Annotated in this window: 10 protein-coding genes and 1 other RNA gene; 6 read left to right on the top strand and 5 right to left on the bottom strand. The window is 69.9% G+C overall.

The genetic code is table 11. From position 1 onward, the window contains the following. The first annotated feature begins 247 nt into the window (after positions 1-247). The 5 genes from ffs to msrA all read left to right on the top strand — a co-directional run bounded on the left by ffs (position 248) and on the right by msrA (position 3,891). Positions 248-346: signal recognition particle sRNA small type (gene ffs / locus LWW89_RS17340), an RNA gene on the top strand. 127 nt (positions 347-473) lie between these two features. After that, positions 474-2,186 (top strand): DNA polymerase III subunit gamma/tau, encoded by a 1,713-nt coding sequence (gene dnaX / locus LWW89_RS17335; protein WP_293266470.1) that lies wholly within the window; start codon positions 474-476, stop codon positions 2,184-2,186. Positions 2,187-2,229: 43 nt separating this feature from the next. After that, on the top strand, positions 2,230-2,553 hold the full coding sequence (locus LWW89_RS17330) for a YbaB/EbfC family nucleoid-associated protein (protein WP_293266468.1): 324 nt from the start codon (positions 2,230-2,232) through the stop codon (positions 2,551-2,553). A gap of 102 nt (positions 2,554-2,655) precedes the next feature. Next, positions 2,656-3,264, top strand: coding sequence for a recombination mediator RecR (gene recR, locus LWW89_RS17325; protein WP_293266466.1), 609 nt, complete (start codon positions 2,656-2,658; stop codon positions 3,262-3,264). A gap of 69 nt (positions 3,265-3,333) precedes the next feature. Then, complete coding sequence (gene msrA / locus LWW89_RS17320) at positions 3,334-3,891, top strand: peptide-methionine (S)-S-oxide reductase MsrA (RefSeq protein WP_293266464.1); 558 nt, start codon at positions 3,334-3,336, stop codon at positions 3,889-3,891. A 239-nt stretch (positions 3,892-4,130) separates the two neighbouring features. On the opposite strand, the gene LWW89_RS17315 is transcribed toward msrA, so the two are convergent. The 5 genes from LWW89_RS17315 to LWW89_RS17295 form a co-directional block, all read right to left on the bottom strand. Further along, entirely contained in the window at positions 4,131-4,475 is a 345-nt protein-coding gene (locus LWW89_RS17315; RefSeq protein ID WP_293266462.1) for an AzlD domain-containing protein, read from the bottom strand. Next, the gene (locus LWW89_RS17310) at positions 4,472-5,227 is read right to left on the bottom strand and encodes an AzlC family ABC transporter permease (RefSeq protein WP_293266460.1); all 756 of its coding nucleotides are present in this window, start codon (positions 5,225-5,227) and stop codon (positions 4,472-4,474) included. The genes LWW89_RS17315 and LWW89_RS17310 overlap by 4 nt, the downstream gene beginning before the upstream one ends. A 99-nt stretch (positions 5,228-5,326) precedes the next feature. Further along, positions 5,327-6,913, bottom strand: a complete 1,587-nt coding sequence (locus LWW89_RS17305; protein ID WP_293266458.1) for a cryptochrome/photolyase family protein — start codon at positions 6,911-6,913, stop codon at positions 5,327-5,329. After that, positions 6,906-7,091 (bottom strand): DUF2256 domain-containing protein, encoded by a 186-nt coding sequence (locus tag LWW89_RS17300; RefSeq protein WP_293266456.1) that lies wholly within the window; start codon positions 7,089-7,091, stop codon positions 6,906-6,908. Before LWW89_RS17300 ends, LWW89_RS17305 begins: the two co-directional genes overlap by 8 nt. Before the next feature lie 17 nt (positions 7,092-7,108). Further along, on the bottom strand, positions 7,109-8,050 hold the full coding sequence (locus LWW89_RS17295) for a MerR family transcriptional regulator (RefSeq protein WP_293266454.1): 942 nt from the start codon (positions 8,048-8,050) through the stop codon (positions 7,109-7,111). A 356-nt stretch (positions 8,051-8,406) separates the two neighbouring features. Between LWW89_RS17295 and LWW89_RS17290 the strand changes: the two genes are divergently transcribed. Beyond that, positions 8,407-8,985: a glutathione peroxidase gene (locus LWW89_RS17290; protein ID WP_293266452.1), complete on the top strand. Its 579-nt coding sequence runs from the start codon at positions 8,407-8,409 to the stop codon at positions 8,983-8,985. Positions 8,986-9,021 lie beyond the last annotated feature (36 nt).

Genomic DNA, 9,021 nt, shown 5'->3' with positions numbered 1-9,021 from the left:
CAATCAAACCCCCGTTAGCTCTCCCGCTAACGGGGGTTTGTGCTTTTACACCCCACAAAGCCCCCCCCGCTCCCAACGGCAGGACGCACAGAGATGCCGCTCTCCAGGCGCTCTATCCCTGCTGTGCCGACACGGCAGACACCTCAACCTAGAACCGCCCCTCTCCGCAGAGCGCCTCCGCTCAGACAACAACAGAATTTGCACCGCAGCCCACGGAAAACGGACTGCCCGTGCTATGATTCACATCGGCGGGTCTCCCCGCATTGCAGGGTGGTGAATCTGGTCAGGTCCGGAAGGAAGCAGCCACAGCTACTTACTGCAAGTGCCGGGGGTTAGGCTCGCCACTTTCATTTCTGGATGCTGACTTGTGCAGCATCCCCCGCAAGAGCCGCCCGGGGCGACCACCGCCACGATTGCCGGCCATCCGCAGCCACTTCTGCGGCGCCCCTTTCCCCTCTGTTAGAATTCGGCCCATGAGCTACCAGGTACTGGCGCGCAAATGGCGCCCGAAAAGCTTCCGGACCCTTGTCGGCCAGGAACACGTCGTACGGGCGTTGACCCACGCCCTGACCGAGGGGCGCCTGCACCACGCCTACCTGTTCACCGGCACCCGCGGGGTGGGCAAGACCACCATCGCGCGCATCCTGGCCAAGTCGCTCAACTGCGAGACCGGCGTGACCGCTACGCCCTGCGGGCAGTGCGCCGCCTGTACCGAGATCGACGCCGGGCGCTTCGTGGACCTGCTCGAGGTCGACGCGGCCACCAACACCCGGGTCGATGAGATGCGCCAACTGCTCGAAAACGCGGTCTATGCGCCGACCCGGGGGCGCTTCAAGGTCTACGTGATCGACGAAGTGCACATGCTCTCCAACTCGGCCTTCAACGCCATGCTGAAGACCCTGGAAGAGCCGCCCGAGCACGTCAAGTTCATCCTCGCCACCACCGATCCGCAGAAGATTCCGGTGACCGTGCTGTCGCGCTGCCTCCAGTTCAACCTGAAGCAGATGTCGCCGCCCAACATCGTCGGCCACCTGACCCGCATCCTCGATGCCGAGTCGGTGCCCTACGAGGCCCCGGCCCTGGCGCTGCTGGCCCGCTCGGCCAACGGCAGCATGCGCGACGCCCTGTCCCTGCTCGACCAGGCCATCGCCCACGGCGCCGGCCGGGTCGAGGAAGCGGGCGTGCGCGACATGCTCGGTACCGTGGACCAGGACCACCTGTTCTCCCTGCTCGATGCCCTGATCGCCGAGTCGGCCCCGGGCCTGGTGGCGGTGGCCGATACCATGGCCGGGCGCAGCCTGTCCTTCGACAGCGCCCTGGCCGAACTGGCGACCCTGCTCACCCAGATCCAGATCGAGCAGATGGCACCGGGCGCCCTGGGCGACAGCCTGCTCGAACGGGAGCGGGTGACGGCGGTAGCCGCCGCCATGGCCCCCGAGTTCGTGCAGCTGGCCTACCAGATCGCGGTGAAGGGCCGGGAGGAGTTGCCTCTGGCCCCGGACGCCCACGCCGGCTTCATCATGACCCTGCTGCGCATGCACGCCTTCCGGCCCGCCGGAACGGCGGCGCCGGCGGCCCCGAGCGGTGGCGGGCGCCCCACGCAGGCCCCTCGGCCGGCGCCGGGGGCGGTGTCGCCTCAGTCGCGTCCGGTCCAGGCCGCGCCGGCATCCGCGCCGACGGCCTATGCCGAGCCCGAGCCTGCTTTTGCGCCGGAGTCGGCACCAGCCCCTCAGGTGGCCGAACCCCAGCAAGAAGCGCCCCGCAGCGCACCCGCCCAACCCAGCCCCGTGGCAGCGGCCTCCGTGGATAGCCTGCCGGCCTGGGGCGACCTGCTCGCCCAGGCGCGCCTGAGCGGCATGGCCCGGGAACTCGCCTACCATTGCGAGCTGCGCAGCGGCGATGCCGGCCAGTTGGCCCTGCGTCTGCCGCCGGCCCATCGGCACCTGCTCATCAAGCCGGCCCAGGATCGCTTGGTGCAGGCCCTGGGCGAGGTACTGGGTCGCCCAGTGCAGGTGCGCATCGAACTGGCCGATACCGAGAGCGAGACTCCGGCGGCCCTGGCCAAGCGCGAGCGCCAGGAACGCCAGGACGAGGCCGTCTCGGCCATCGAGGCCGACCCCTTCGTGCGCGAGGTGATCGACACCTTCGACGCCACCTTGATCGAAGCGTCGATCAAGCCCCTCTGACCGATTTCCAGTCTTCCCGATTAGCGACGTAGAAAGGACTCCCATGCTCCGTGGTGGAATCGCCGGCCTGATGAAGCAGGCCCAGCAGATGCAGGAAAACATGAAGAAGGCCCAGGACGAGCTGGCCCAGGTCGAAGTCGAAGGCCAGGCCGGCGCCGGCATGGTCAAGGTGCTGATGACCTGTGGCCATGCGGTCAAGCGCGTCACCATCGATCCCTCCGTGATGGACGATAAGGAGATGCTCGAAGACCTGATCGCCGCCGCCATGAACGACGCGGTGCGCCGCGGCGAGGAGGTCACCAAGGAACGCATGTCCGGCTTCACCTCCGGCCTCAACCTGCCTCCCGGCATGAAGCTGCCGTTCTAAGCGGTCCCCAGCCAACTTCCCATTGCCGGCGGGCGGCGCCTGTCCACAGCGGACGGCGCCGCCCGCGCTGCATTTGCCACGACCCGGTCTCCCCGATCTGCCATGTCCGTCCACAATCCCGGTAGCCTCGACGCCCTCATCGACGCCCTCAAATGCCTGCCCGGGGTCGGCCCGAAATCGGCCCAGCGCATGGCCTACCACCTGCTCCAGCGTGACCGCAAGGGCGCCCAGAAGCTGGGCGAGGCCCTGCTCAACGCCCTCACCGCCCTGCGCCACTGCGCCCGCTGCAACACCTTCACCGAGGCCGAAGTGTGCGAGCGCTGCCTCTCGCCCAAGCGCGACGGCAAGACCCTGTGCGTGGTCGAGACGCCGGTGGACATGAACATGATGGAGCAGACCCTGGCCTTCAACGGCCTGTACTACGTGCTGATGGGGCGCATTTCGCCCCTCGACGGCCAGGGCCCCACCCAGCTGGGCCTGGACAAGTTGCTCCAGCGGGTGGACGACGGGGTGGTGGAAGAGGTGATCCTGGCCACCAACTACACCAACGAGGGCGAGGCCACCGCCCACTACCTGTCCGAGTTGCTCAAGGCCCGGGGCATCAAGGTCAGCCGCATCGCCCGGGGCATCCCGGTAGGCGGTGAGCTGGAGTACGTGGACCCGGGCACCCTGGCCCAGGCCCTGCGCGAGCGGCGCGGGGTGGAGCGCTAAACTCCGCTTGCCGGCTGCGGTCTCACTGCCATCGGCCGGTTTTCGGCCTCATCCATCGCTGAGTCGCTCATGTCCGCCCCATCCGATCACCCTCTGGAAACCGCCATCCTCGGCGGCGGTTGCTTCTGGTGCCTCGAGGCCGTCTTCCAGGAGCTTGCCGCGGTGCGGTCCGTCACCTCCGGCTACTGCGGCGGCAACGTGGCCGCCCCCAGCTACGAGGCCGTGTGCGGCGGCGGCACCGGCCATGCCGAGGTGGTGAAGATCGCGTTCGATCCGGCCGCCCTGCCGTTCGCCACCCTGCTCGACGTCTTCTTCGCCATTCACGACCCCACCACCCTCAACCGTCAGGGCAACGACGTGGGCACCCAGTACCGCTCCGCCATCTTCTGTCAGAGCGAGGCCCAGCGCGACGCCGCACTGGCGGCCGCGGCCCGGGCCGAAGCCCATTGGGGCCGCCCGGTGGTCACCGAGATCGTCGGTCCCGTTCCGGCCCACCCTTTTTGGCCGGCGGAGGACTACCACCGAGACTACTTCCGCCTCCACGGCCACCAGCCCTATTGCGCCTTCGTCGTCGCCCCCAAGGTGGTCAAGGCCCGCCAGGCCTTCGCCTACCTTCTGGCCCGCTGACGCAGGTTCGCTCCCAATCTATTAATTTTCTTCAAGTATCGGGATTGGCGGGTTGCCAAACTCCAATACTGGCGCGGACCTTGGGTTTTTATCTACGTCGATGTATTAATTTTTTTAATACATCGACCGGCACAGGCGCACGGGGCTGATCCGCTCGACGTGGCCTGGGACCGGACCTCGAGCCGGATTGACCCGGGCCTGGACCAGGACACGCCCCCTCCCGCGCTTCCGGCCCCGGCTTACGCCAGCCGGCCCATGCCCCACTGGATCAACCACAGCGCCACCATGCCGCCGGCGATGGTGGCGGAGACGTTGCGGGTGCGCCAGGCCACCAGCAGGGCCGCGATGCCGGCCCACAGGCGCGGATTGTCGAGCGCCAGGCTGACCTGGCCGGCCACGGTCAGGGTGCCCGGGATGGCGATGGCCGCCAGCACCGCCGCCGGCACGAAGGCCAGGGCGCGGCGGAACCAGCCGGGAAAGCTGGCCCGGCCGTGCAGCACGATGAAGATGGCCCGGGTCCCCAGGGCGATCAGGGCCACGGCGGCAAAGACCAGCCACAGCTGGGCGGGCGTCCAGGCGGTCATGGCCGGTCTCCCGTCTGCTCGGCCGGATGGGGCCGATGGGCCTGGCGCGCCTCCCGGGCCGACCACAGGGCCCCGGCGGCGATGCCGGCCACGGAGGCGACGATCAACCCGAGGCGGAAGGGCAGGCCGGCGGCCGTCAGCGCCACCACTCCGCCTGCCACCGCCGCCACCAGGGTGCCCCGGTTGCGCACCGCCGGCACCAGCATGGCGAGGAACGACAAGGGCACGGCAAAGTCCAGGGACCAGGAGGCCGGCACCTGGGCGCCGAGCAGGGCCCCCACCGCCACCCCGGCCTGCCACAGCCCCCATTGCAGCAGGCCGCCCCCCAGGTGGTACCAGGCCCGGCCCGTGGCCTCGGTGCCCACGCCGCGCCCCTCGGTGAAGTGCTGCAGGCTGGCGGCAAAGCCCTGGTCGGTGGTCAGGTAGGACAACCCCAGCTTCCAGCGCAGGGGCAGGTGGCCCAGGTGAGGCGCCAGGGCGGCGCTGTACATGAGAAAGCGCAGGCTCACCACCAGGGTGGCGAGCAGGATCACCGCCACCGGGCTGGCGATGGCGAGCAGCTGGCACACCATCAGCTGAGCGATGCCGGAAAAGGTCAGCAGCGACAGGCCGATGGTCTGCCACGGCGTGAGGCCCACGCCGGTGCCGGCCACCCCGGCGATCAGGGCGAAGGGCACCAGCCCGACCAGGGTGGGCGACAAGGCCCTCATGCCGGCGACGAAGGCGGGGCGGTCGAACGAAAGGGCGGGCAAGGGGGGCACGGCTGGCGCGGGCAAAGGGGCCATTGTAGGGGCAAACCCGCCCTGCCCGGCGCCGGCGGGCGACGGCGCGAAACCCGTCCGCCGGCTGCCTTAGAGATCGTCCAGCCGGGCTAGCATGGCCTCTCCCGCCGCGCGCAGGGCCGCCCGTTCTTCCGGGCTGCGCCGCGCCAGGTTCCGGTAGGCCAGGGCCAGGCGCGGATTGCCGCCGAGCCGGTCCTCGTTGCGGTCGAGAAAGTGCCAGTACAAGGCGGTGAACGGGCAGGCCCGGGGGCCGTGGGCCTGGTCGGGGCGGTAGCGGCAGCCGGCGCAGTAGTTGGACATGCGCTTGAGGTAGGCGCCGGAAGCGCAGTAGGGCTTGCTGGTCATGACCGGGCCGAGGGCGAAGAGGGCCATGCCCAGGGTGTTGGGTTCCTCGACCCAGGCCACCGCGTCCACGTACGCTGCCAGGTACCAGTCCGCCACCGCCCGGGGCGAGAGTCCGGCCAGGAGGGCGAAATTGCCCGTCACCATCAGGCGCTGGATATGGTGGGCGTACCCCAGCTCCAAAGTCTGGCGGATCGTCTGGGCCAGGCAGTTGGCCTGGGTCTGCCCGGTCCAGAACCAGGCCGGCAGCGGGCGCTCGGCCCCCAGGTGGTTGCTGTGGGCAAAACCCGGGTCGCCGCGGCGGTGGCTCTCGCGCATATACATTCCGCGCACGAATTCCCGCCAGCCGAGGATCTGGCGGATGAACCCCTCGGCCGCCGCCAGGGGGACGCGCCCCTCCCGCCAGGCGGTTTCGGCGGCGGCCACCACCTCGCGCGGGTCGAGCAGCTTGAGGTTGAGGGCGGCCGCCAGCAGCGAGTGCCAGAGCACCGGCTCCCCCTGCCACATGGCGTCCTGGTAGCGGCCAAAGTGGGGGAGCCGGTCGGCGATGAAACGCTCCAGCAGCGCCCGGGCCTGGGCAGGGGTGACCGGCCAGGCGAAGCCTTCGAGGTCTCCGGGGTGGTCGGCAAAGGCGGCCGCCACCTCGTCGAGCACCTCCCGGGTCGTCCCGTCCGGGGCGAAGCGGGGCACCGGGGGCAGGGGCCCCGGGCCTTCCGGGGGAAAGGCTTCCCGGTTATCGCCGTCGAAATTCCAGCGCTCCCCGGCCGGCGCGCCGCCGGCGGTCATCAGCACCCCGTGGCGGCGGCGCATCCAGCGGTAGAAGAACTCCATGCGCAGCTGGGGCTTGTCCCCGGCCCAGGCGGAAAAATCGTCGCCGGTGCAGAAAAAGTGGGGGTCGGGGCGCACCTCCAGGGCCACGCCGGCTTGGCGACAGGCATCGGCCAGGGCCGACAGCACGCGCCGGTCCCCCGGTTCCAGCACCGCCACCCGGGCGATGCACCCACCCTGGCGCGCCAGGGTGTCGGCCAGGGCCGCGCCAAGGGTGGGGTAGCGGCCGAGGCGGTGGTAGTCCAGGGGCACCCCGGCCTCGCGCAGCGTGGCGGCGAAGTGGCGCATGGCCGCCAGGAAGAGGGCGATGCGGGCCTTGTGGCTCCAGACGTGGCGGGCTTCCTCGTCCGCCTCGGCCATCCAGACCCGGTCCCGGGCCGGGTCCAGGTCGGCGAGCAGGGGATGGGGGCGGTCTTGGGCGTGGGGATGGAGCTGGTCGCCCAGGATCAGGCGCAGGGTGCCGCCGGCAGGACGGGTCTCAGCCATCGGCCCCCGGCCCCGATTCCGATTTGCGGCGGCGGCAGGCGTCGCTGCAATACTTGACCGCCTCCCAGGTGCGCGCCCACTTGCGCCGCCAGCTCATGGGCCGGCCGCAGACGGCGCAGGGCTTGGTCGGCAAGGCGCGCTTGAAGCCGGGAAGCGGGCGGGGATGGGCACAGGACATGGCCTTGGCCTGGCGGGTCAGGAGGCGGCTTGTGCCCGCCAGTCGCGCAGGGCCTGGACAGCCTCGTCCAGGCGCACGTAGCACTTGACCCCGGGCAGCTCGCCCAGGCGTTCGACGCCGCTGCCGCCGGCCCACAGCGCGATGCCGGCGGGCAGCAGGCCGCGCAGCTGGGTCAGCAGCGGCGCGACCTGGCGCTGGGGAAAGGCGGCGGAAAAGGACAGGGCCACCACATCGGCGCCCTGGGCTTCGGCGGCCAGGCGGATGTCGTAGAGCGGCGTCTGGGTGCCCAGGGAAACGCAGCTGGCGCCTTCCAGGGCGAACAGGCATTCGGCCATCAGCAGGCCGAGGATGTGCTGCTCGTCGGGCACCGTGGTGAGCAGCATCCGGGGCCGGGCGTCGGCGGCGGGCAGGGTGGCGATTGCTTGGCGCAGCACGGCTTGCATCTGCTCGGTGTACAGGTGCTCTTCGAACACCTGGAAGGCGCCGCTCATCCAGGCGTTGCCCACGGCGCTGTTGAGCGGCGCCACCGTGTCGGTGACGAAGCGCCCCAGGCCCTGGCGGACCATGGCCTGGTGCAGGGCGTGGCGCAGGGCGGCCACGTCGTGGCGGCGCACCAATTCCAGCACCTGCTGGCACAGCGCCCCCGCCTCGCTGGCTCCGGCCAGGCGGGCGGCCCCTTTGGCGGCGGGGGACGGGGCCTCGCCGGAGGGCGCGGGGGCCGCCAGGGAGGCCAGGGCCTCGTCGCCGATGCCGAGCAGCCGCCCGGGCCGGTAACCCCGGTCCATCAACCGACGCACCAGGCGCAGCTTGTCCACCTGCTCGGGGGCGTAGATGCGCTCCCCGTTGCCGTCCCGCTCCGGCGTGGGAAAGCCATAACGCCGCTCCCAGACCCGCAAGGTGTCCTTGGAGAGGCCGGTTTCCCGTTCGACGGCGGCAATGGTCATGTAAGGTCTGTTCATTGTTTGTCCAAGACAATAGTGCGTCAATAAGTTGACTTGGCGGTTTTGTCAGCCTATCTTAGGAGCGTGACGTCGATTTGTCTAGGACAAAAATGCACGCCTCTCCTCGCCAGACCCCTGTTGCGGTTGCTCCGATCAGTAGCGCCAATGCTTTAGCGCCGATAGGCGGCCGCCCGCCGCGCACCCCGGGGGAGCGAACCAGTCGTGTCGAAAACTGTCTTGGACAAGAGGGCGGCAAGGCGGTGCAACGCGGAGCGCGGCGGGCAACCACCCCTGCCGGTCTTCTCCGGCTCCCCGCGCTCCGCCGCCATGCCCGCCGCCCTGATGCCACATCCGTCCGCCACTGGAGAGTTTCCATGCGTTTCAGATTCTTTCGTTCGTCGATGATGGCCCTCCTGGCCTGCCTCGCCCTGCCCGCCGAGGCGGCCCGGGCCGCTGCCGAGGGCGATTGCCCGGCCTTGCTGCGCCAGACCTTTCCGGTGTTGCAGGACGGCAAGCCGCGCAGCCTGTGCGAGTACAAGGGCAAGGTGTTGCTGGTGGTGAACACCGCCAGCTATTGCGGCTTCACCTCCCAGTACGACGGCCTGGAAAAGCTCTACGCCAAGCTCAAGGACCAGGGGCTCGTGGTGGTGGGCTTTCCCTCCAATGACTTCGGCCAGCAGGAGCCCGGATCGGACAAGGAGATCGCCGACTTCTGCCGCCTCACCTACGACGTCAAGTTCCCCATGTTCGCCAAGAGCACGGTGGCCGGCCCCCGGGCCAACCCCTTCTACCGGGAGCTGGCCCGGCGCACCGGCAAAACGCCCCAATGGAACTTCCACAAGTACCTGATCGACCGCAGCGGCCAGCGGGTGCTGTCCTTCGACAGCCGGGTGACCCCCGACGACCCGGCCTTGCAGGCCCGCATCGCCGATTTCCTCGGGGCGCCCCGATAGCAGGACGCGTCCCTCGCACGCCCCGCCGCCCCGTCA

The sequence above is a fragment of the Oryzomicrobium sp. genome, assembly GCF_021287045.1.
GTDB lineage: Bacteria > Pseudomonadota > Gammaproteobacteria > Burkholderiales > Rhodocyclaceae > Oryzomicrobium.
This window is presented reverse-complemented; position numbering and strand designations above follow the sequence as displayed.